This window comes from Xanthomonas sp. SI (genome assembly GCF_014236855.1).
GTDB lineage: Bacteria > Pseudomonadota > Gammaproteobacteria > Xanthomonadales > Xanthomonadaceae > Xanthomonas_A.
Genome location: NZ_CP051261.1, coordinates 1,929,425 through 1,952,641, shown reverse-complemented (window position 1 = coordinate 1,952,641; position 23,217 = coordinate 1,929,425). Strand labels below are relative to the sequence as shown.

Genomic DNA, 23,217 nt, shown 5'->3' with positions numbered 1-23,217 from the left:
TTAGCGGGATTCTCCAGGCGGGGTATCGGGGTCCAGGCAGGCCTGCAGTGCGGCGTGCAGCGCCTGGCGGGAGGAGTCGGGCAACGGCAGGTTGTGCTCGTCGGTGATCTGGAACACGTCCTCGGCGCGCTCGCCGAAGGTGGCGATGCGCGCGTCGTGCACGCGCAGCTGCTGGCGGCGCAGCACCTGCGCCACGTTCGCCAGCAGCCCGGGCCGGTCCGGCGCGACCAGGCTCAGGCGGGTGCGGCGGCCGTCCACGCTCTCGCGGAATTCGATGCGCGGAGCGAAGCGGAAATGCCGCAGTTGGCGCGGCACCACGCGCCGCGCCGGGCGCAGCCGGGTCAGGTCGCCGGACAGCGCCTCGCGCAGCGCCGCTTCCAGCTGCGCGGTGTCGCGGCTGGCGAAGGCATCGGCCGGCATCACTTCGAAGGTATCGAAGATCGCCTCGTGCGGCGCGTCGAGCACGCGTGCGCGGTGGATGCCGTAGCCGCGCCGGTCCAGGGTCATCACGATCGCGGCGAACAGGCCGTCGCGGTCGGGCGAATAGACGAATACTTCCAGCGCGTCGTCGTCGGGCGTGACCGGGCGCACCTTGACCAGGGTGCCGCCCAGTTCCACTTCCATCAGCGAGCTGGCCTGCCAGGCCAACTGCTCGGGGCGGAAGCGCAGGAAGCTCTCGTCCGGCATGCCGGCGAACTGGCGGTCGATGACCGCGTCGTCGTGGCCCTGGATGTGCATCAACGCGCGCGTGGCCTCGCGCGCCTCCTGCACCCGCTCGGCGACCGGGCGCGGATGCTCCAGGCCGTCGCGCAGCGCGCGCCGCGCGGCGAAGTACAGGTCGGCCAGCAGCCGGTCCTTCCACGCATTCCACAACTTGGGGCTGGTACCGGCGATGTCGGCGCAGGTCAGCAGGTACAGATAGTCCAGGCGCTCGCGGTCGCCGACCAGGGTGGCGAAGCGGTGGATCACGTCCGCATCGGAGATGTCCTGCTTTTGCGCGGTCACCGACATGCGCAGGTGCTGCTCGACCAGCCACACCACCAGGTCGGTATCGGCCGCGCTGAGCCCGTGGCCGGCGCAGAACGCGCGCGCGTCCACCGCGCCGAGTTCGGAATGGTCGCCGCCGCGGCCCTTGGCGATGTCGTGGAACAGCCCGGCCAGCAGCAGCAGTTCCGGCTTGCGCAGCCGCGGCCACACCTCGTGCGCGATCGAGAAACGGTCGTCGGCGCGGGCGGTGGCGAACACCGCGATGTTCTTCAGCACCATCAGCGTGTGCTGGTCCACCGTGTACACATGGAACAGGTCGAACTGCATGCGCCCGGAGACCTGCGCGAACGCCGGGATCCATTGCCCGAGCACGCCCAGCCGCGCCATCCGGGTCAGCGTCTGCACCGCGCGCGGGCCGCGCAGCAGGGCAAGGAAACGCTCGCGCGCCAGCGCGCTGGCGCTGCCGTAGGCGGGCAACTGCGGCAACGCCTCGGCCAGCGCGCGCGCGGTCAGCGAATGCAGGCCGCGCACCTCGCCATGCGCGGCCCAGATCGCGAACAGCGCGAACACCTGCACCGGATCGGCCTGCGGCCAGCTCTCGGCATCGGCGGCCAGGTAGCCGCGGCGCAGCGAGAAACCGGCGCCCAGCGGCTGCGGCTGCGCCTCGCCGTCGAACTGTTCCTCGAAGCGCTGCAGCAGGCGGTCACTGAGCCGGCGCACGATCGCGGCGCTGCGGTAGAAGCGCTGCATCATCTTCTCCACGCCCAGGCTCTCGGCGTCGTCGGAGAAGCCCAGCCGCTGCGCCAGGGTCTTCTGGTAGTCGAAGCGCAGGCGCTCCTCCGGGCGGTTGGCGACCAGGTGCAGCCCGTAGCGCAAGCGGGCCAGCTCGCGGCGCTCGCGGCGCAGCGCCGCGGCCTCGTCGCTGCCGACGTGGCCGAGCCCGACCAGCGGCTCCAGGTCGCGCACGCCGAACGCGCGCAGCGCCATCCAGCCCAGCGTGTGCAGGTCGCGCAGGCCGCCCGGGCCATCCTTGATGTCCGGTTCCAGGTTGTCGGCGGTGTCGCCGAAACGCTGGTGGCGGGTCTGCAGTTCCTCGCGCTTGGCCAGGAAGAACGCGCGCGGCGTCCACACCCGCTGCGGCGCGATCGCCGCGGCCAGCGCCGCGCGCGCGGCGCCATCGGCCAGCAGCGGGCGCGCCTCGATCAGCGCGGTCAGTACGGTCTGGTCGGCGCAGGCGGTGGTGCATTGCGTGGCCGAACGCACCGCATGGCTGACCGGCACGCCGGCATGCCAGAGCAGCGCGAACAGCCGCGCCAGCGCCTGCTCGTGGGCGCGCTGGCGCTCGGGTTCGCCGAACACCAGCAGGTCGATGTCCGAGCGCGGGAACAACTCGCCGCGGCCGTAGCCGCCGACCGCGTACAGCGCCAGCCCGGCGTCGCGCGGCAGGCAGCGGTTCCAGGCGTGCTTGATCAGTTGGTCCAGCGCGCGCGCGCGCAGCGCCAGCAGGCGGTCGATGTCGTCGCCCTGGTCGAAGCGCTTGCACAGCCGCGCGTCGGCCTGGAGCAGCAGTTGCCGGGCCGCCGCGGCCCAATCGGCATCGTCGGCGGCCGCGTCGGGCATGCCGGCATCGGTACCGGCCGGCAGCAGGCTCACGGCTCGCCGAGGCCGCCGGGCGACAAGGTCAGCACTTCCACGCCGTCCTCGGTGACCGCGATCATGTGCTCCCACTGCGCCGACAGCTTGCGGTCCTTGGTCACCACGGTCCAGCCGTCCGGCAGCACGCGGGTATAGCGCGAGCCTTCGTTGATCATCGGCTCGATGGTGAAGGTCATGCCCTGCTTCAGCACCAGGCCTTCGCCGGGGCGGCCGTAGTGCAGCACCTGCGGCTCGTCGTGGTAGACCTTGCCGATGCCGTGGCCGCAGTACTCGCGCACCACGCTGAAACGCTCGCCTTCGGCGTACTGCTGGATCGCGTGGCCGACGTCGCCGAGCGTGGCGCCCGGCCGCACCGCACGGATGCCACGCCACATCGCCTCGTAGGTGGCCTCGACCAGGCGCCGCGCCATCACCGACGGCGTGCCGACGTAGTACATGCGGCTGGTGTCGCCATGCCAGCCGTCCTTGATCACGGTGACGTCGATATTGACGATGTCGCCGTCCTTGAGGACCTTGCTCTCGTTGGGGATGCCGTGGCAGATCACGTTGTTCACCGAGCTGCACACCGTCTTCGGGTAGCCGCGATAGCCGACATTGGCCGGCACCGCCTGCTGCACGTTGACGATGTGGTCGTGGCAGATGCGGTCCAGCTCGGCGGTGGTCACGCCGGGCTTCACATGCGGCCCGATGATGTCCAGCACCTCGGCGGCCAGGCGGCCGGCGATGCGCATCTTCTCGATGTCCTGGGGGGTTTTCAGATTGACGGTCATACCCACCATTATCGCTCATTCGGGGCTTTCCTGAACGCGTCCATGCGCGCTGCCGATTTTTTGTCGCCTGTCCATAAGACCGCCGTCTTCACAAAAGTCAACCCGCAAAACAGGGATGCGCATCCCACGTGAAAACTAGATAAACATCCAAAAAAATGTGCACTGGCCCACACTTTGCATTGGCTTCGGTACCGACGGACTCCGTCATTCCGAAGAGCCTCACCTCATGCAAGCACTCCATCGCGCACTCGCCATCACCGCGTTGCTGGCCGCCGGGACCGGCGTGGCTTCCGCCCAGACCGACTCGCGCACCTTCAACGTCAAGATCGTGATCACCAGCGTCTGCGACATCCAGACCGCACCAACCGACGTCGATTTCGGCAGCGTCAACTCCACCCAGACCTCGATCAACAGCACCGGCACCTTGAACGTGCGCTGCACCTCGGGCACGCCGTACAACATCGCGCTCAACGCCGGCAGCGGCTCCGGGGCGACGGTGTCCTCGCGCACCATGGGCAGCGCCGACGCCGGCAATACCTCGCGCGTGCCGTACGCCCTGTACCGCAACTCGGCGCGCACGCAGAACTGGGGCTCGACCATCGGCAACGACACCCAGGCCGGTACCGGCAATGGTGCAGTGCAACCGCTCGTCGTCTACGGCCAGGTCGCCAGCACCAACTACCCTGCCGGTTCGTACAGCGACGTCGTCACCGCCACTGTGACCTGGTAACCGGAGCGTTCCCATGCCCTTGCGCCGACCTTTCGTGTTTCGTTTGCCGATCGCCGCCGCGCTGTGGCTGGCGGCGATCCTGGCAGCCCAGGCCGCCAGCCTGCAGGTCGCACCGACCTCGGTGCAGTTGACCGCGGAACAGTCGGCGCAGGGCCTGTGGCTGAGCAACAGCGGCGACACGCCGCTGCAGGCCCAGGTACGGGTATTCCGCTGGCGCCAGCAGGACGGCGAGGACCTGCTCGACCCCAGCGACAAGATCGCGATCAGCCCGCCGATGCTGGAACTGGCGCCGCACTCGCGACAACTGGTACGCATCATCCGCCTGGACGATGCGCCCAGGACCACCGAGGACACCTATCGGGTCCTGGTCGACGAACTGCCGTCGGCGGACGCCACGGCCAACGCGTCCGGCCTGCAGTTCGTGCTGCGCTACTCGGTGCCGATCTTCGTCAAGCCGGCCGCCGCCGCGGCCCCCGCATTGCAGGCACGGCTGATCCGCGACGCCGCCGCACCGGCGCTGGAGGTCATCAACCAGGGCAGCCAACACGCGCAGCTGGTGGACCTGCATTTCGTCGCCAGCGACGGCACCCGTGCCGCGATCGCCGACGGTCTGGCCGGCTACGTGCTGCCGGGCCAACACAAGCGCTGGCCGCTTCCTCCTGCACTGGTGCGTGCCGACGGCACGTTCAAGGCCACGATCAACGGTGAGCCCATTGCTCAGTCGCTCGCGCTGGACGCACAGGCTCCTTGAGCTGCTGCTGGCGCTGTGGGCGAGCGCCGCACACCTCGCCGCCGCCCAGCCCAGCGGCCCGCCCCCGGACCAGGAAACGCTGTACCTGGAGGTCACCCTGAACGAAACCCGCAAGCCTGGACTGTTCCGCTTCGAACGCGACGGCGCGCGCATGCTCGCCGATGCGGCCACGCTGCGTCAGCTGGGCCTGCGTATCGGCGCCGACCCCGCCGACGCGGCGATCGCCCTGGAAGACCTGGACGGGGTGCGCTACCGCTACGACGCCGGCCTGCAGCAACTGGCGATCGATGCGCCGGTGGCGCTGCTCGACGTGCCGCTGACCCGCATCGACGCGCAGGGCAGCGGCCCGGCGCTGCCGGCGACCAGTTCGCCCGGCGCGCTGCTGGACTACGACCTGTACGCCAGCCGCCAGGGCAGCGCCAGCAATCTCACCGCGAGCGGCGAACTGCGCGCCTTCGGCCTGGGCGACGGCGTGCTCGGCCGCGGCATGTTCCGCCAATCCTTCGTCGGCCGTCTGTACCGCGAGCCGCGGCGCGACTGGCGCAGCCAGGCGATCCGCCTGGACACGCAATGGTGGTGGTCGCTGCCCGAGAGCATGACCAGCGTGGTGGTCGGCGATACGCTGAGCAGCAGCACCAGTTGGAGCCGCACGCTGCGTCTGGGCGGGATCCGCGTGGGCCGCGATTTCGGCCTGCAGCCGTACCGCGTGACCACCCCGCTGCCGGAATTCCTCGGCGAAGTGACGGTGCCGTCGAGCGTGGACCTATACGTCAACGGCATCCGCCAGTACGGCTCGGAGCTGCCGGCCGGGCCGTTCCAGCTGTCCGCCGCGCCCGGCGTGGACGGCGCCGGCAACGCGCAACTGGTCATCACCGACGCCTACGGGCGCAGCCGTTCGGTCGAGTTCCCGTTCTACGCCACCCAGGACCTGCTGGCCGATGGCCTGGACGACTGGTCGCTGGCGCTGGGCCGGGTCCGCGAGGGCTATGGCAGCGACGCCTTTGCCTATGCCGGCGATACCGTCGGCAGCGCCAGTTGGCGCCGCGGCCTCAGCGCCGGCTTCACCGCCGAGGCCCATGCCGAGGCCGGCGCCGGCATCCGCAACGCCGGTGCCGGCGGCATCTGGCTGCTACCGCGGGCCGGGGTGGTCGGCGCGTCATTGGCGCACAGCCAGGGCAATGGCCTGAGCGGCCGCCAGTACGCGCTCAGCTACCGCTGGAACAACGGCCGCTTCAACGTCTCGATGGATACCCAGCGCGCGCAGCGCGGCTATCGCGACGTGGCCTCGCAATACGGCGCACCGCCGCCGCGGATCAGCGAACGCGCGCTGGCCGGGGTCAGCTGGGAGCAGGTCGGCAACGTGTCGATGAGCTATGTGCGCCTGTCCTACCCGGACAGCGGCGATGTGCGCTATGCCAGCCTGTTCTGGACCCGGGCGCTGCCATGGCAGTCCTCGCTGAACCTGAGCGTCAACCAGAATCTGGACCAAGCCAGCGATCGCAGCATGTACCTGGGCTGGTCGATCGCGCTCAGTGGCGCGCGCCAGGCCAGCGTCGCGCTGCAGCGGGTCGGCGAGCGCATGAGCATGGCGGCCGATCTCAGCCGCTCGGCCGCCGCCGACGGCGGCAGCGGCTGGCGGCTGCAGGCGCGCAGCGGCCAGGACAGCGCCGGCGGCCTGGCCGAGGCCACCTGGCGGGGCGACACCGCACGCTATGCCGCCGGCCTGGCCAGCTACGGCGGCCAGGCCTATGGCTATGCCGAAGCTTCCGGCGGCCTGGCCTGGATCGGCGGCGGCTGGTTCCCCAGCCGCGATCTCGACCAGGCCTTCGCCCTGGTTTCCACCGGCGGCATCGCCGACGTGCCGGTGCTGCTGGAAAACCGCCCGATCGGGGTCACCGACGCACGCGGCTTCCTGCTGATCACGCCGCTGATGGGCTGGCAGCACAACCAGGTATCGATCGACCCGATGCAGCTGCCGCCGCAGATGCGTCCGGAGCGGGTCGACCAGATCGTGGTGCCGCGCGACCGCAGCGGCGTAGTGGTGGACTTCCCGATCCGCAGCAGCGACGGCGTCCTGGTGCAACTGCACGATGCGCAGCACGCGCCGCTACCGGTCGGCAGCCGGGTGCGCGGCCCGGGCATCGCCGCGGTGGTCGGCTACGACGGCGAGGCCTACCTGGAAGGGCTGAAGCTCGGCCGCAACGAACTGGAGGTGGACATGGCTGCAGGCAGCTGCAGGGTCACGATCGAATACGCGCCGCAACGGCGCCCGGCCCGCCTGGGGCCGCTGCGCTGCAGCGCAGGGCCGGCGCCGTGATCCGTCGCGCATGGCAGTGCGGCGCGCTGCTGGCGGTGGCCGCGGCGCTGGCGCCAGCGCCGGCAGCCGCCGCCACCACCTGCACGGCGGTGACCACCGCGCTGGATTTCGGCAACGTCTCCGCCAGCGCCGCCACCGACAGCAGCGCGCAGATCACGGTCACCTGCCAGACCGGCGCGCTCAGCATCCTGGGCACGATCTATGTGCGCATGTGCCTGAACATCGGCGAGGGCGCGCAGGGCGGCGGCTTGGGCATCGCGGCGCGGCGCATGCTCAACCCGCTCAGCGACAGCCTCGGCTTCCAGCTGTACCGCGACAGCGCCCGCAGCCTGATCTGGGGCAGCGCACTGAACGCCTCCACGCCGCTGCAGGTGGACCTGACCTATTCGTCGCTGCTGACCGGCGGCAGCGGCAGCGCCAGCTACACCATCTATGGACGCGTCCCGCTGCAGAGCGGCATCGCCACCGGGCTGTACCAGAACAGCTTCAGCGGGGTGTTCACCAACCTGCAATACCGCTACGACGAACCGCTGATCGGCACCCCGGCCAGCATGCCCGCCTCTTGCACCACCGGCGGCACCGGCGGCGCCACCGCGGCGCAGTTCCCGTTCGTGAGTTCGGCCAACGCGGCCACGCTGTGCACCATCGCCAGCATCGCCGACCTGGACTTCGGCAGCCAGTCCGGCCTGGTCGACAGCGCACTGAACTACACCACCGCGCTGAGCATGAACTGCCGCCGGCGCACCGCCTGGCAGGTCAGCCTGGACAACGGCCAGTACGCCAGCGGCAACCTCCGGCGCATGCGCAATGCCGCAGGCCAGTACCTGCGCTACGAGCTGTACCGTGACGCGGCACGCAGCCAGCGCTGGGGCAGCACCCTGAACAGCGATACCCAGACCGGCACCGGAACCGGCAGCACCCAATCGCTGACCCTGTACGGCCAGGTGCCTGCAGCACAGACCCCGCCCCCCGGCAGCTACAGCGACGTGGTCAAGGTGACTGTGACCTACTGAGAGATAAACGTCGGCGCGGACGCGGTAAAGTTGCTGCACGGCACGCCGTTATCTGTCGCATCCTCTTGGGAATACCACCATCATGACCGCCAGCCCGTTCATGCAATCGCTGCTGCTCGCTGGCCTGTGCGCCGTCTGCGCGAGCGCGGCGGCGCAGAATCCCGGCGCGAACGAAAACACGGCGTTCCGGGTCGGCATCCGCCTGATGGGCAGCTGCGAGATCGACACCGCCGGCCGCAGCCAGCCGGGCGCGGCCGCCGCGCAGGTGGCCTGCAGCCGCCCGCTGCCCTACCAGGTCAACATCGATGGCATCGCCGCGCCCAACGCGCTGGCGCTGAGCCTGAGTCTGGCCGAAGGATTGCCGCGCCAGGATTCGCGCTACGCCACGGTCGCGTTCTAAGTGAGCGGCCGCCCTAGCGGTTGGATCGCCGGCCTGCTGCTGGCGCTGCTGCCGAGCCTGGCCGCGGCCGCCGGCGTGCGCATCAGCCCGACCATCGTGCAGATCCCGCCCGGCGCCCAGACCGCCGAGATCTGGTTAAGCAATACCCAGGACCGGACCTGGCAGGCGCAGGCCAAGCTGTACCGTTGGCACCAGGCAGAAGGCATGGAGCAATTGCAGGCGACCGACGATGTCCAGGTCAGCCCGCGCCTGATCGACATCCCCGCGCAGGGGCGGCAGCTGCTGCGGGTGGTGCGTACCGGGCCGGCCGCGACCGACGGCGAGCTCGCCTACCGCCTGGTGCTGGAAGAACGCCCGGACGCGGACGTAGCCGCCGATCCGCGCCTGCTGCTGCGCTATTCCACCCCGGTGTTCCTGTCCCCGCCCGGTACCGCACCGGCCGCCGCGCTCAGTGCCAGCCTGGTCGCCGGCGCCTACGGCCCCGAACTGCAGGTGCGCAACCGCGGCAAGGCGCACGCGCGGCTCAGCGACCTGAGCCACGTCGGCGCCGACGGGCGCCAGCTGACCCTGTTCCACAACCTGGCCGGCTACGTGCTGGCCGGGGAACAGAAGCGCTGGCCGCTGCCGGTCGAGTTCGGCACCGCGCGCGGCGGCCATTTCGCCGCCCGGCTCGACAACCAGGCCGAGCTGCAGCCGCTGCTGGCCGAATGACCCGGCCGGCGCGCATTTGCGCGCAGGGCCGCAGCCCGTTATAGTTCCGCTGCTTTGTTGCGCCCGCCAGGGCCAGCGAACCGTCCACGCCGGACGCACCGGCGAATACACACCTGCTGCCATCGCCCGTGCCGGGGTGCTCCGCGAGGAGTTCGGTCACGGAGGCTGCAGGGAGGCCCAACCCCGGAATCGTCGTGCACGCCGTCGCAGGCCTGCACGTCCATGCGCGGCTTCACCCTACTTGCCCGCGCACGGCCGGTTCCCCATCAGGAGTCACTGCAATGCCCCAAGTCACCATGCGTCAGATGCTGGAAGCCGGCGTCCACTTCGGCCACCAGACCCGCTACTGGAACCCCAAGATGGCGCCGTACATCTTCGGCGCGCGCGGCAAGATCCACATCATCAACCTCGAGAAGACGGTTCCGCTGTTCAACGACGCGATGAACTTCATCTCCAGCGTCGCGCAGAAGCGCGGCACCATCCTGTTCCTGGGCACCAAGCGCAGCGCCCGCGACTCGGTGAAGGAAGAAGCCGAGCGTTGCGGCCAGCCGTTCATGACCCAGCGCTGGCTGGGCGGCACGCTGACCAACTTCCGCACCGTCAAGCAATCGGTGGCGCGCCTGAAGGAACTGGAAGCGGCGGAAACCGACGGCACCTTCGACAAGCTGGTCAAGCACGAAGTGCTGACCCTGCGCCGCGAGCGCGAGAAGCTGCTGGCCTCGCTGGGCGGCATCAAGGAAATGAACCGCCTGCCCGACGCGCTGTTCGTCATCGACATCGGCCATGAAGACATCGCCATCAAGGAAGCCAAGAAGCTCGGCATCCCGGTGATCGCGGTGGTCGACACCAACTACAACCCGGAACTGGTGGACTACGCCATCCCGGGCAACGACGACGCCATCCGTGCCGTGCAGCTGTACGCCCGCGCCGCCGCCGACGCCGTGCTGGAAGGCAAGGCCGCCGCGCCGAACGCCGCCAGCGTGCGCGAGGAAGAGTTCAGCAGCGAAGCCGGCGACGACAAGGGCCGCGGCCCGCGCAAGAACGGCAAGAAGGCCGAAGAAGCCGCCGCTCCCGCCGCCGAGTAATCGGCGCGCCATGCGATTGCGCGAGCATGCGCAGTCGCCACCCGGCGCGCGCTGCGCGCCCGGGTCCGCGGGCGCCGCAAGCGCCCGTTTCCCAGAATTCCCGGCCGGCCGCAAACCGGCCCTTTCCCACCTTTTGTGAGGTCACCCCGTGGAAATCACCGCTTCCCTGGTCAAGGAACTGCGCGAGCGCACCGGCGCCGGCATGATGGAATGCAAGAAGGCGCTCACCGAGAACGCCGGCCATATCGACAACGCCGCCGAGTGGCTGCGCAAGTCGGGCCTGGCCAAGGCCGACAAGAAGGCCGACCGCGTCGCCGCCGAAGGCCGCATCGCGATGGCCCAGGACGGCGGCAAGGCCGTGCTGGTCGAGATCAACTCCGAGACCGACTTCGTCGCCAAGGACAACAACTTCCTGGCCTTCACCGAAGCCGTGTCCCAGGCTGCGCTGAACTCCGGCGCTGCTGATGCCGAAGCGCTGAAGAGCGCCAAGCTGCCCGGCGGCGAGACCGTCGAGGAAGCCCGCGCCGCGGTCATCGCCAAGGTCGGCGAGAACGTGCAGGTGCGCCGCCTGGCGCGCATCGACAGCGCCAACAACGTCGCCGCCTACGTGCACGGCGGCCGCATCGGCGTGCTGGTCGAGATCAAGGGCGGCGACATCGAGCTGGCCCGCGGCATCGCCATGCACATCGCGGCGATGAACCCGCCGCACGTGAAGGCGTCCGACGTCCCGGCCGACTTCGTCGCCAAGGAAAAGGAAATCGAGCTGGCCAAGATGTCGGAAAAGGACAAGGCCAAGCCGGCCGACATCCTGGAGAAGATCATCAGCGGCAAGATCGCCAAGATCGTCAACGAAGTCACCCTGTACGGCCAGCCTTACGTGCTGAACACCGACCAGAGCGTGGAGCAGGCGGTCAAGGCCGCCGGCGCCGACGTGGTCGGTTTCCAGCGCCTGGCCGTGGGCGAAGGCATCGAGAAGGTGGTGGAAGACTACGCCGCCGAAGTGATGAAGCAGGCCGGCCTGGCCTGAGTCCGGCCCTCCGGAGAAAAAAAGCCGCGCGTGTCGCGGCTTTTTTTTCGCCAGTGGTACGCTCTGCGGGCAGGGACCCATCGCTGTCCCCATCACACTTCCCGCGGAACCGCATGCGCCCTGAACTCGAAGCCATCCTGGCTCACTCCCGAAACCTGCCCTCGCCGCCCGGGATTGCGCTGCGCATCATCGACCTGGCCCAGGATCCGGACGTCGATCTGGCCACCACCGCCGACACCATCGCGATGGACATGGCGCTGAGCGCGCGCATGCTGCGCATCGCCAATTCGCCGCTGTACGCCAGCCGGCGCCGCATCGACAACCTCGGCCAGGCGCTGACCATGCTCGGGCTCAACGCCGCGCTGAGCCTGGCGCTGGGCTTCTCGATGGTGCAGAGCCTGCGCGACGGCGCCGGTGCCGGCGACCTGCAGGAACGGGTCTGGCGGCGCAGCGTGCTGTCGGCGCTGGCCAGCCGCCTGCTCGGCCAGGCCATGGGCCTGCGCAAGCAGGAGGAACTGATGCTGGCCGGGCTGCTGCAGGACATGGGCGCGCTGGCCCTGCTGCACATCTGCCACGACGACTACGCGCCGCTGCTGCGCGAAGCCGGCGGCAGCGGCAGCGAGACCCTGATTGCCATGGAGCGCGAGCGGCTCGGCTGCGACCACGCCGAGGTCGGCGCCTGGCTGGCGCAGAAGTGGAAGCTGCCCGGTTACCTGCAGCGCAGCATCGGCCACAGCGCCGGCACCGAACTGGCGCCGGACACCTTCGGCAAGTGCGTGCTGCTGTCCGGCAGCGTCGCCGACATCTGGCTGAGCAGCGACGTCGACGCCGCGCGCGGCCTGGCGATGGAGCGCGCCTATCGCGAACTGCAGCTGGACAGCCGCCGCTTCGACGAGGTGATCGCCGGCATGGCCGAAGCGCTGCCGGTCATTGGCCCGATCTTCGACGTGCGCATCGCGCAGCCGGAGCGGATCGACGCGATCATCAGCCATGCCCGCGAACTGATGGTGCTGCGCAACCTGCGGCAGATCCAGGAAGCCACCCTCGCCCGGCACCAGGCCGACGAATCGGAGCACCGCGCGCGGCGCCTGGCCGAGCAGGCCAGCCGCGACGCGCTGACCGGGGTGTACAACCGGCACCAGCTGGACATCCTGCTCAGCCAGCAGTTCGACCTGGCCAGCCGCCACGACTGGCCGCTGTCGATCGCCTTCATCGACCTGGACGACTTCAAGAAGATCAACGACGCCCATGGTCACCTGATCGGCGACCAGGTGCTGCGCGCGTTCGCGCAGGCCCTGCAGCCGCTGTTGCGCGGCAGCGATACCGTGGCGCGCTTCGGCGGCGAGGAATTCCTGGTGCTGCTGCCCAACACCAGCGAGGAGGCCGCGCTGAGCGTGATCCGGCGCATCCTCATCGAGATCGCGCAGCGGCCGATGGTCGAATTGCAGAGCGGGCCGCTGCACATCAGCTTCTCCGCCGGCGTCGCCACCCAGGGCGGGCGCGAGCGCTTCGGCACCGCACAGGAACTGCTGCAGGCCGCCGACGACATGCTCTACAGCTCCAAGCACGGCGGCCGCAACCGCGTCACCGCGCGCTCGTTCCGCGACACCCTGGCCTGAACCGGGCCACTGCACGCACGCGTGCGCGCGGCAGATTCCGCGCCGCGCTTCGGCTAGAATCTCGTGGTTTGCCCGTCCCCCACGAGGTCACCATGTCCCAGCTCGCCTATCGCCGCATCCTGTTGAAACTTTCCGGCGAAGCGCTGATGGGGGATGGGGATTACGGCATCGACCCCAAGGTCATCAACCGCCTGGCGCATGAAGTGATCGAGGCGCAACAGGCCGGCGCGGAAGTGGCGCTGGTGATCGGCGGCGGCAACATCTTCCGCGGCGCCGGCCTGGCCGCCGGCGGCATGGACCGGGTCACCGGCGACCACATGGGCATGCTGGCCACCGTCATCAACGCGCTGGCGATGCAGGACGCGCTGGAAAAGCTCGGCGCCAAGGTGCGGGTGATGAGCGCGATCAAGATCAACGACGTGTGCGAGGACTTCATCCGCCGCCGCGCGATCCGCCACCTGGAAAAGGGCCGCATCGCGATCTTCGCCGCCGGCACCGGCAATCCGTTCTTCACCACCGACTCCGGCGCGGCGCTGCGCGCGATCGAGATCGGCGCCGACCTGCTGCTGAAGGCGACCAAGGTCGATGGCGTGTACGACAAGGACCCGAAGAAGCACGCCGATGCGGTGCGCTTCGACAGCCTGACCTACGACGAAGTGATCGCGCGCAACCTGGAAGTGATGGACACCGCCGCCTTCGCGCTGGCCCGCGACAGCGACCTGCCGCTGCGCATCTTCAACATGGGCCAGCCCGGCGAGCTGCTGAAGATCCTGCATGGCGCGGAGATCGGGACGCTGGTCAAGGGACGTAGCTGATAACGGCCGGGATTGGGGATTCGGGATTCGCAAACGCGACAGCCGCTAGCATGCGCCGTTGCGAGGCGCTCGCGGCAGACAAGCTGCTGCAGTGCGCAACGCTTTAGCGAATCCCCAATCCCCAATCCCGGCACCACGCTGTTCCCGGCTATAATCGTCCGATTCAGATTCAGCACGGACACCGGCGATGCTCAACGAAATCAAACAAGACGCACAGACCCGCATGGCCAAGAGCATCGATGCGCTGCGCCATACGCTCATCAAGGTGCGTACCGGCCGCGCCTCGACCGCTCTGGTCGAACACCTGAAAGTCAATTACTACGGTTCGGAAATGCCGCTGAGCCAGGTCGCCAGCGTGGCCGTGGCCGATGCCCGCTCGCTGACCATCAGCCCGTGGGAAAAGCAGATGGTCAGCGCGGTCGAGAAGGCGATCCTGGCCTCGGACCTGGGCCTGACCCCGAACACCTCCGGCACCACCATCCGCCTCAACCTGCCCGCGCTGACCGAAGAGCGCCGCCGCGAGCTGTCCAAGGTCGTGCACAGCGAAGGCGAGGACAGCAAGGTCGCGATCCGCAACATCCGCCGCGACGCCAACCAGCAGATCAAGGATCTGCTGAAGGACAAGAGTGTCACCGAGGACGAGGCCCGCGCCGCCGAGGACGACATCCAGAAGCTGACCGACAAGGCGATCAAGGACGTCGACGACGTGGTCAAGGGCAAGGAACAGGAACTGATGGCGGTCTGAGCCTGCGCCTCGCGGCCATGCCTTCGGACCCCTCTTCCATGTCCCTGCCCCGCCACATCGCCATCATCATGGATGGCAACGGCCGCTGGGCGCAGCGCCGCCGCCGGCCGCGCGTGATCGGCCACCGCGCCGGCGCGCGCGCGGTCAACCGCACCATCGACTTCTGCCTGGAGCGCGGCATCCCCGCGCTGACCCTGTTCGCCTTCTCCAGCGAGAACTGGGGTCGGCCGCAGGAAGAAGTGGACGCGCTGATGAAGCTGTTCCTGCACGCGCTGGATCGCGAGGTCGAGGAACTGCAGCGGCGCGGCGTGCGCGTGCGCTTCATCGGCGACCGTTCGCGCTTCGCGCCGTCGCTGCGCCAGCGCATGGCCCAGGCCGAAGCCGGCACCGAGCACAACCAGGCCCTGCACCTGTCGATTGCGGCCAGCTATGGCGGCCGCCAGGACATCGCGCAGGCCGCGCGGGCGCTGGCCGAAGAGGTCGCGGCCGGACGCCTGCGCCCCGAGCAGATCGACGAGAACATGCTGTCGGCGCACATGGCGCTGGCCGACCTGCCGCCGCCGGACCTGTTCATCCGCACCGGCGGCGACGTGCGCATCAGCAATTTCCTGCTGTGGCAGCTGGCCTACACCGAACTGTGGTTCACCGAGACCCTCTGGCCCGAGTTCGGCGCCGAGGTGCTGCAACAAGCCCTGGACGACTACGCCAGCCGCGAGCGGCGTTTCGGCCTGACCAGCGCGCAAGTCGCCCCGGCGACGGAGAACACATCCGCATGACCCGTACCCGTGTCATCGCCGCGCTGATCATGGCCCCGCTGGCCATTTGCGCCATCCTGCTGCTGCCGACGCAATGGCTGGCGGCCCTGGCCGCGCTGATCTTCCTGATCGGCCTGTGGGAGTGGCTGAAGCTGGCGGAGGTCGACGACACCTTGCCGCGCACCATCCTGCTGGTGCTGAACCTGCTGCTGATGGTGCTGCTGGTGTGGGCCTCGGCCGGCTCGCTGGTGCTGTTCCAGCTGACTACCCTGGTCGGCGTCGGCTGGTGGTGCGTGGCGCTGCTGTGGCTGCGCTTCTTCCAGTTCGGCTCCGACCACGCCACCTACGCGCGGGTGTTCAAGCTCGCCGCCGGCACCCTGGCGATCGTCCCGGCCTGGGCCGCGCTGGGCCTGATCCATGCCAGCGAGCCGAACGGGCACCGCTGGCTGCTGACCGCGCTGGTCACGGTGTGGGCCGCCGATTCCGGCGCCTATTTCGCCGGGCGCCAGTTCGGCAAGCACAAGCTGGCGCCGCGGATCAGCCCCAACAAGACCGTCGAAGGGCTGATCGGCGGACTGCTGGCCGGCCTGATCTGCGCCGCCGGCTTCGGCTGGCTGGCCGGGGTCACCCTGCCGCAGCTGCCCGGCCTGCTGATCGTGGCCGCGGTCAGCGTGCTGGCCTCGGTGGTCGGCGACCTGTTCGAGAGCCTGCTCAAGCGCCACGTCGGCGCCAAGGACTCGGGCAACGTGATCCCCGGCCATGGCGGCGTGCTGGACCGCGTCGACGGCGTGCTGGCGGCACTGCCGATCTTTGCGCTGGGTAAAGAGATCTTCGGATTCTGAACATGGCCGACGCCGTCCGCTCCATCGCCGTGCTCGGCGCCACCGGCTCGATCGGCGCCTCCGCGCTGGACGTGATCGCGCGCCACCCGCAGCGGCTGCGCGCCAGCGTGCTGGCCGCCGGCGGCAACGTCGCCGGGCTGCTGGCGCTGTGCGCCGCGCACCGGCCGGCGCACGCGGTGATCGCCGACCCGGCCCTGTACCCGGCGCTGCGCGACGGCCTGCGCGACGCCGGGTTGCGCACCGAAGCGCATGCCGGCGCCGCCGCGCTGGAACAACTGGTGGCCAGCGACGCCTGCGACAGCGTGGTCGCCGCCATCGTCGGCGCCGCCGGCCTGGCCTCGACCCTGGCCGCGGCCCGCGCCGGCAAGCGCCTGCTGCTGGCCAACAAGGAATCGCTGGTGCTGGCCGGCGAACTGGTCACCGCCACGGCCGCCGCGGCCGGCGCCGAAATCATCCCGATCGACAGCGAACACAGCGCGATCTTCCAGTGCCTGCGCTCGCGCCAGACCGGCGCCGAGGTGCGGCGGGTACTGCTGACCGCTTCCGGCGGCCCATTCCGCGGCTGGGACCGCAGCCGGCTGCAGGGCGTGACCCCGGCGCAGGCGGTGGCGCATCCGAAGTGGTCGATGGGCCCGAAGATCTCGGTCGACTCGGCCACCCTGATGAACAAGGGCCTGGAAGTGATCGAGGCGCACCACCTGTTCGCGCTGCCGCCTTCGCGCATCGAGGTGCTGGTGCACCCGCAGAGCCTGGTGCACTCGCTGGTGGAGTTCATCGACGGTTCCACCTTGGCGCAGATGGGTTTGCCGGACATGCGCACCACCCTGGCGGTGGGTTTGGGCTGGCCGCAGCGGATCGAATCCGGGGTCGCCGGACTGGACCTACTGGCCCATGGCCGCCTGGACTTCGAACCCGCGGACCTGGAGGCCTTCCCCTGCCTGGGCCTGGCCTGGCGCGCGATGCAGGTCGGCGGCAGCGCGCCGGCGATCCTGAATGCGGCCAACGAAGTGGCTGTTTCAGCTTTTCTTCAGGGCCGTATCGGTTTCCTATCGATTCCTGCGCTGGTCGAGAACGCCCTGACCGTGCTGCCTGCGGGCGCGGCCGACTCCCTGGACGCGCTGCTGGCGGCGGACGCGCAATCGCGCAAGATCACCGAACTCGCCATTGCCCGCCAGCCTGCCCATGTCTGACACGCACGCCCCTATGAGCCACGCGCATGGGTGACTTCATCGGGTCCGTCTGGTGGATGATCGTCAGCCTGGGCATCCTGGTGACCTTCCACGAGTTCGGCCACTTCTGGGTCGCCCGCCGCTGCGGGGTCAAGGTGCTGCGCTTTTCGGTGGGCTTCGGCAAGCCACTGTGGTCGTACTACGACCGCCACGGCACGGAGTTCGCGATCGCCGCGATTCCGCTGGGCGGCTACGTAAAGATGCTCGACGAACGCGAGGGCGAGGTCGCCCCGGCCGAGCGCGACCAGGCCTTCAACAGCAAGAGCGTGTGGCAGCGCATCGCCATCGTCGCCGCCGGCCCGATCGCCAATCTGGTGCTGTGCGTGGCGCTGCTGTGGGCGATGTTCGTGATCGGCAAGCAGGATTACGCGGCGGTGGTCGGCCGCGCCGAGGGCCTGGCGCTGCAGGCCGGGCTGCAGCCTGGCGAGCGCATCGTGCGCATCGGCAAGCTCGAGGTCTCCAGCTGGAGCGATGCCAGCATGCAGCTGACCGTGGCGGCGATGGACGCCGCCGACGTGCGCATCCAGACCGAGGACACGCGCGACGGCGCCAGCCGCGTGCATACGCTGCGCCTGTCGCAGCTGCCTGCCGGCTTCGACGAACAGCAGGTGCCGCGCCTGGCCGGCCTCACCTGGCGGTTCAGCCTGCAGCCGGCGATCGTCGCCAAGGTGACCCCGGGTTCGGCTGCCGACGGCGTGCTGCGCCCCGGCGACCTGATCCTGGCGGTGGATGGCGCCTCGGTCGCCGGCGCCGACCAGGTTGCGCCGCAGATCCGGGCGCTGGCCAAGAACGGCGGCAGCGGCCTGGTCGAGGTCGAGCGCAACGGCGAACGGCTGGCGCTGGAGGTGCATCTCACCCCCAGCAAGGACCCGCGCCTGAAGGGCCTGTCGCTGGGCGTGGACCTTGGCCAGGAGGACCGCCCGCCGCCGGCGTTCGACGCCAAGCTGCAGTACGGCCCGCTGGCGGCGATCCCGGTCGCGTTCCGCGAAACCGGCAAGCTGGCCGGGGATACCCTGGGGCTGATCCGGCGCATGCTGACCGGCCAGGCCTCGATCAAGAACGTGTCCGGGCCGATCACCATCGCCAAGGTGGCCAACGTCTCGGCCCAGCAGGGGCCGGACTGGTTCCTGTATTTCCTGGCGCTGCTGTCGCTGAGCCTGGCGATCATGAACCTGCTGCCGATTCCAATCTTGGACGGCGGGCACTTGCTGTATTACCTTATTGAGTTGGTCAAGGGCAGCCCGCTGAGCGAGCGTGCCATGGCTGCGGGGCAGTTCGTCGGTCTGACGATGCTGGCCGGGCTGATGGGGTTGGCGTTTTACAACGACATCTTCGGCCAGGTCCTGCGATGAACCCGATGCTGATCCACTCGACCCCGCTGTCGTCGTCTTACGCCGGCGCCCATGCAACAACGATATCGACCTCTACCGGACGTGACATGACGAGATTTCCCACTCGCCGCCTGCTAGCCCTCGCCCTTGCCGCCAGCCTCAGCTTGCCGGTTCTGGCCCAGGCGACGGAGCCCTTCACCGCCAGCGACATCCGCGTCGACGGGTTGCAACGCATCTCCTCCGGCACCGTGTTCACCTATCTTCCGGTGGAACGCGGCGACACGGTCGACGACGCCAAGGTCGGCGAAGCGATCCGCGCGCTGTACCGCACCGGCTTCTTCGAGGACGTGCAGGTCGATCGCCAGGGCAACATCCTGGTGGTCACGGTCAAGGAACGTCCGGCGATCAACAAGCTGACCGTCACCGGCAACAAGGACATCAAGAGCGAAGAGCTGCTCAAGGGCCTGTCCGACATCGGCCTGACCGAGGGCGGCACCTTCGACCGGCTGAGCCTGGACCGGGTGACCCAGGAACTGACCCGCCAGTACAACAACCGCGGCAAGTACAACGTCGAGATCACCCCGACGGTGAGCCCGCTGGACCGCAACCGGGTCGACGTGGCGATCGCGATCAAGGAAGGCAAGGCCGCCAAGATCCAGCACGTCAACCTGATCGGCACCGAGAAGTTCGCCACCGACGACATCCTGGAGAACTGGGAGTCGCGCGAGCACAACTGGCTGTCGTGGTACCGCCGCGACGACCAGTACTCCAAGGAAAAGCTGTCCGGCGACCTGGAGAAGCTCAACTCCTGGTACCTGGACCGCGGCTACGTCGATTTCAGCGTCGATTCCACCCAGGTGGCGATCAGCCCCGACAAGCGCGACATGTACCTGACCGCCGGCATCACCGAGGGCGAGCAGTACAAGATCTCCGACATCAAGGTCACCGGCGACACGGTGCTGCCGCAGGAAGAGGTCGAGAAGCTGGTGATCCCGAAGCCGGGCGACACCTTCTCGCGCGCGCTGCTGGAATTCAGCTCCGACGCGATCACCAACACCTTGAGCAACATCGGCTACGCCTTCGCCAAGGTCAACCCGGTCCCCACCACCGACCGCGAGAAGCGCACCGTCGCGATCAACCTGCAGGTGGTGCCGGGCCCGCGCGTGTCGGTCCGCCGAATCGTGTTCAAGGGCAACACCCGCACCTCCGACGAAGTGCTGCGCCGCGAGATGCGCCAGTTCGAGAACAGTTGGTACTCGCAGGCCGCGATCGACCGTTCCAAGGTCCGCCTGCAGCGCCTGGGCTACTTCGAGGCGGTGGACGTGGAAACGCCGCCGGTGCCGGGCAGCAACGACAAGGTCGACGTGGTCTACAGCGTCAAGGAAACCACCTCGGGCAGCTTCACCTTCGGCCTGGGCTATTCGCAGACCTACGGCGTCACCACCTCGATCCAGCTGTCGCAGAACAACTTCCTGGGCGGCGGCAACCGCGTCTCGGTGGACGCCTCGCGCAGCAGCTACCAGGAGCGCTACGCGTTCTCCTACACCAATCCGTTCTTCACCGACGACGGCGTGTCGCTGGGCTACAACATCTCCTACCGCAAGCTGGACTACTCTGACTTCGGTACCGCCCAGTACAACAGCAAGAACGGCGCGGCGCAGATGATCTTCGGCGTGCCGATCACCGAGAACGACACCGTCTCGCTGATGTTCGGCATCGACAGCAACCAGATCACCACCTATCCCGGCTACACGCCGCAGGCGATCATCAACTACATCGACGCGATCGGGCAGAAGACCTTCCACGCCTGGCGCAGCGAACTTGGCTGGGCGCGCGACACCCGCAACGACTACTTCATGCCGACCCGCGGTATGTATCAGCGTGTGGGCCTGGAAGCCACCCTGCCCGGCTCCACCGTCGAGTACTGGAAGCTGAACTACCAGATCTCCAAGTACTGGCCGATCATTCCTTCGATCGTGCTCAATACGCGCGCAGAGTTCGGCTACGGCGACAGCTACGGCAGCGACGTCAGCCGCACCATCACCAACGCCGACGGCACCACCCGCACGGTCACCGCGTCGGGCCTGCCGTTCTACGAGAACTTCTACGCCGGCGGCACCAACTCGGTGCGCGGTTTCGAGGACAACACGCTCGGCCCGCGTTCGGAAGCCACCGCCTCGTACAGCCGCGGGCAGCCGCTGGGTGGCTCGTTCAAGACCGTGGGCTCGGCGGAACTGTACTTCCCGAAGCTGTTCGACAGCCCTTCGGCGCGCGTCTCCGCGTTCGTCGACGTCGGCAACGTGTTCAACGGCGTGGACAACTACAAGACCAACGAACTGCGCGCCTCCACCGGCGTGGCGTTGCTGTGGCGCGCACCGGTCGGCCCGATCTCGATCAGCTACGCGCTGCCGCTGAAGAAGGAAGACAACGACGAGATCGAGCGTCTGCAGTTCACGTTTGGTGGGCAGTTCTGACGAACTGCCCGCTCCAGATTCCCGCTTCGCGGGAGCCTGGAGCTCGGGGCTTGGCAACCAAATCCCCGCGCCTGTCGGCGCGCCCCCTTTACTAAAGGGGGGAGCGCGTCATCGCGTTCGCGCTGACGCCCCACGATTCGCTGCGCGAATCGCGGGCCCCGGCTCGTCTTCTCCCAAATCCCCGCGCCTGTCGGCGCGCCCCCTTTACTAAAGGGGGGAGCGCGTCAACGCATTCGCGCTGACGCCCCACGATTCGCTGCGCGAATCGCGGGCCCCGGCTCGTCTTCTCCCAAATCCCCGCGCCTGTCGGCGCGCCCCCTTTACTAAAGGGGGCTTGTCTGCGCTCAATTGGCTGCGATCTTGGCCTGGGCATGAGCAGGTCTTTTCTGCAATCGGCGGGCGGCGGCTGATCGGGCCGCGCTGCCCGCTGCGCAGGGGCAGCATGACCGTGCCGATGGCACACGGTAGAATCCCCGCGTGAATACTCCTTCCCATACCGCACACGAGATCGCCGAGCGCTTCGGCCTGCAGGTGCATGGCGACGGCGCGGTCGCCGTGCATGGCGTCGCCACGCTGGCGCATGCCGGTCCCGGCCAGCTCAGTTTCCTCGCCAATCCGCGCTATCGCGCGCAGCTAGCCGACAGCGCCGCGGCGGTGGTGGTGCTGCGCGCCGACGACGCCGAAGCGGCGCCCGGTACCGCGCTGATCGCGCGCGATCCGTACGTCGCCTTCGCCAAGATCGCCGCGCTGTTCGACGTGACGCCGGCGCGTCCGCCCGGCATCCATGCCAGCGCCAGCATCGACCCCAGCGCGCAGATCGCCGCCGGCGCGCATATCGGCGCCTTCGTCAGCATCGGCGCGCGCAGCGTGATCGGCGACGGCTGCGTGATCGGTCCGGGCTGCGTGATCGGCGACGACTGCCAGGTCGGCGACGGCTGCGAACTGATCGCCCGCGTCACCCTGGTCACCCGGGTGCGGCTGGGCAAGCGCGTGCGCATCCATCCCGGCGCGGTGCTCGGCGCCGATGGCTTCGGCCTGGCGATGGACGCCGGCCACTGGATCAAGGTGCCGCAGCTCGGCGGCGTGTCGATCGGCGACGATTGCGAGATCGGCGCCAACGCCTGCGTCGATCGCGGCGCGCTAGAAGACACCACGCTCGAGGAAGACGTGCGCCTGGACAATCTGGTGCAGGTCGCGCACAACGTGCACATCGGCGCGCACAGCGCGATCGCCGGCTGTACCGGCATCGCCGGCAGCGCCAAGATCGGCCGCTACTGCATGCTCGGCGGCGCGGTCGGCGTGGTCGGCCACCTGGAAATCTGCGACAAGGTGGTGATCACCGGCAAGTCGGTGGTGCGCAATTCCATCCATGAGCCGGGCGAGTATTCCTCCGGCACCCCGTTGACCGACAACCGCACGTGGCGCAAGAACGCCGCGCGCTTCAAGCAGCTCGATGCCCTGGCCCGTCGCATCCTGTCTGTAAGCAAGGAGAAGCAATGAGCCACGACCAGACCCTGCCGGACATCCTGCAGATCCAGAAGCTGATCCCGCACCGCTACCCGTTCCTGCTGGTGGACAAGGTGGTGTCGCTCGACTTCGAGAACCGCAAGATCGTCGCGCACAAGAACGTCAGCGTGAACGAGCCGTTCTTCCAGGGCCATTTCCCCGGCCAGCCGATCATGCCCGGCGTGCTGATCATCGAGGCGCTGGCCCAGGCCGGCGGGATACTGACCCAGCTCGCGCTGGGCCGCGATGCGCAGTCCAAGCTGTTCTACATGGTCAAGGTCGACAACGCCCGCTTCAGCAGCCAGGTGGTGCCCGGCGATGTGCTGGAGCTGCACGTGCAGATCAAGCGGGTGATCCGCAACATGGCCGTGTACTACGGCGAAGCCAAGGTGGACGGCAAGGTCGTCGCCTGCGCCGAGGTGCTGTGCGCCGGCACCCGCGAATGAGCCAGGCA

At 68.9% G+C, this 23,217-nt stretch carries 20 protein-coding genes; 18 read left to right on the top strand and 2 right to left on the bottom strand.

Going from position 1 to position 23,217, the window contains the following annotated elements:
- Together HEP75_RS07975 and map are read right to left on the bottom strand one after the other, a co-directional pair.
- A complete protein-coding gene (locus HEP75_RS07975; protein ID WP_185826532.1) occupies window positions 1–2,607 on the bottom strand; it encodes a [protein-PII] uridylyltransferase in 2,607 nt (868 codons plus the stop codon).
- Window positions 2,608–2,636: 29 nt separating this feature from the next.
- Window positions 2,637–3,413 carry a type I methionyl aminopeptidase gene (gene map, locus HEP75_RS07970; RefSeq protein ID WP_255423717.1) on the bottom strand — a complete coding sequence of 259 codons (777 nt, stop codon included), beginning with the start codon at window positions 3,411–3,413 and terminating at the stop codon, window positions 2,637–2,639.
- Between the two features lie 226 nt (window positions 3,414–3,639).
- Here map and HEP75_RS07965 point away from each other — a divergent pair, with 226 nt between their 5' ends.
- The 18 genes from HEP75_RS07965 (at window position 3,640) to fabZ (ending at window position 23,209) form a co-directional block, all read left to right on the top strand.
- On the top strand, window positions 3,640–4,143 hold the full coding sequence (locus HEP75_RS07965; RefSeq protein WP_185815928.1) for a spore coat U domain-containing protein: 504 nt from the start codon (window positions 3,640–3,642) through the stop codon (window positions 4,141–4,143).
- A 34-nt stretch (window positions 4,144–4,177) separates the two neighbouring features.
- Entirely contained in the window at window positions 4,178–4,894 is a 717-nt protein-coding gene (locus tag HEP75_RS07960; RefSeq protein ID WP_255424034.1) for a fimbria/pilus periplasmic chaperone, read from the top strand.
- Window positions 4,848–7,211 carry a fimbria/pilus outer membrane usher protein gene (locus HEP75_RS07955; protein WP_221899317.1) on the top strand — a complete coding sequence of 788 codons (2,364 nt, stop codon included), beginning with the start codon at window positions 4,848–4,850 and terminating at the stop codon, window positions 7,209–7,211. Before HEP75_RS07960 ends, HEP75_RS07955 begins: the two co-directional genes overlap by 47 nt.
- The gene (locus tag HEP75_RS07950) at window positions 7,208–8,224 is read left to right on the top strand and encodes a spore coat U domain-containing protein (protein ID WP_185826060.1); all 1,017 of its coding nucleotides are present in this window, start codon (window positions 7,208–7,210) and stop codon (window positions 8,222–8,224) included. The genes HEP75_RS07955 and HEP75_RS07950 overlap by 4 nt, the downstream gene beginning before the upstream one ends.
- An 82-nt stretch (window positions 8,225–8,306) precedes the next feature.
- Window positions 8,307–8,624: a hypothetical protein gene (locus HEP75_RS07945; RefSeq protein ID WP_185815924.1), complete on the top strand. Its 318-nt coding sequence runs from the start codon at window positions 8,307–8,309 to the stop codon at window positions 8,622–8,624.
- Complete coding sequence (locus tag HEP75_RS07940) at window positions 8,625–9,335, top strand: fimbria/pilus periplasmic chaperone (RefSeq protein ID WP_185826059.1); 711 nt, start codon at window positions 8,625–8,627, stop codon at window positions 9,333–9,335.
- Between the two features lie 281 nt (window positions 9,336–9,616).
- Window positions 9,617–10,420 carry a 30S ribosomal protein S2 gene (gene rpsB / locus HEP75_RS07935; protein ID WP_185815922.1) on the top strand — a complete coding sequence of 268 codons (804 nt, stop codon included), beginning with the start codon at window positions 9,617–9,619 and terminating at the stop codon, window positions 10,418–10,420.
- Window positions 10,421–10,568: 148 nt separating this feature from the next.
- Complete coding sequence (gene tsf, locus HEP75_RS07930; protein WP_185822786.1) at window positions 10,569–11,447, top strand: translation elongation factor Ts; 879 nt, start codon at window positions 10,569–10,571, stop codon at window positions 11,445–11,447.
- A gap of 113 nt (window positions 11,448–11,560) precedes the next feature.
- The gene (locus tag HEP75_RS07925; RefSeq protein WP_185826058.1) at window positions 11,561–13,066 is read left to right on the top strand and encodes a GGDEF domain-containing protein; all 1,506 of its coding nucleotides are present in this window, start codon (window positions 11,561–11,563) and stop codon (window positions 13,064–13,066) included.
- 92 nt (window positions 13,067–13,158) lie between these two features.
- Complete coding sequence (gene pyrH / locus HEP75_RS07920; protein ID WP_104558608.1) at window positions 13,159–13,881, top strand: UMP kinase; 723 nt, start codon at window positions 13,159–13,161, stop codon at window positions 13,879–13,881.
- 187 nt (window positions 13,882–14,068) lie between these two features.
- Window positions 14,069–14,626 (top strand): ribosome recycling factor, encoded by a 558-nt coding sequence (gene frr, locus HEP75_RS07915; RefSeq protein WP_185822784.1) that lies wholly within the window; start codon window positions 14,069–14,071, stop codon window positions 14,624–14,626.
- Between the two features lie 17 nt (window positions 14,627–14,643).
- Entirely contained in the window at window positions 14,644–15,402 is a 759-nt protein-coding gene (gene uppS / locus HEP75_RS07910; RefSeq protein WP_185815918.1) for a polyprenyl diphosphate synthase, read from the top strand.
- On the top strand, window positions 15,399–16,223 hold the full coding sequence (locus HEP75_RS07905; protein WP_185815917.1) for a phosphatidate cytidylyltransferase: 825 nt from the start codon (window positions 15,399–15,401) through the stop codon (window positions 16,221–16,223). The genes uppS and HEP75_RS07905 overlap by 4 nt, the downstream gene beginning before the upstream one ends.
- Before the next feature lie 2 nt (window positions 16,224–16,225).
- Window positions 16,226–17,413 carry a 1-deoxy-D-xylulose-5-phosphate reductoisomerase gene (gene dxr, locus HEP75_RS07900; protein ID WP_185826057.1) on the top strand — a complete coding sequence of 396 codons (1,188 nt, stop codon included), beginning with the start codon at window positions 16,226–16,228 and terminating at the stop codon, window positions 17,411–17,413.
- A 26-nt stretch (window positions 17,414–17,439) separates the two neighbouring features.
- Window positions 17,440–18,804, top strand: a complete 1,365-nt coding sequence (rseP, locus tag HEP75_RS07895) for an RIP metalloprotease RseP (protein ID WP_185826056.1) — start codon at window positions 17,440–17,442, stop codon at window positions 18,802–18,804.
- Window positions 18,805–18,890: 86 nt separating this feature from the next.
- Window positions 18,891–21,257 (top strand): outer membrane protein assembly factor BamA, encoded by a 2,367-nt coding sequence (gene bamA / locus HEP75_RS07890; RefSeq protein ID WP_185815914.1) that lies wholly within the window; start codon window positions 18,891–18,893, stop codon window positions 21,255–21,257.
- A gap of 477 nt (window positions 21,258–21,734) precedes the next feature.
- Window positions 21,735–22,757: a UDP-3-O-(3-hydroxymyristoyl)glucosamine N-acyltransferase gene (lpxD, locus tag HEP75_RS07885; RefSeq protein ID WP_185826055.1), complete on the top strand. Its 1,023-nt coding sequence runs from the start codon at window positions 21,735–21,737 to the stop codon at window positions 22,755–22,757.
- Window positions 22,754–23,209, top strand: coding sequence for a 3-hydroxyacyl-ACP dehydratase FabZ (gene fabZ, locus HEP75_RS07880; protein ID WP_185815912.1), 456 nt, complete (start codon window positions 22,754–22,756; stop codon window positions 23,207–23,209). Before lpxD ends, fabZ begins: the two co-directional genes overlap by 4 nt.
- Window positions 23,210–23,217: the final 8 nt, after the last annotated feature.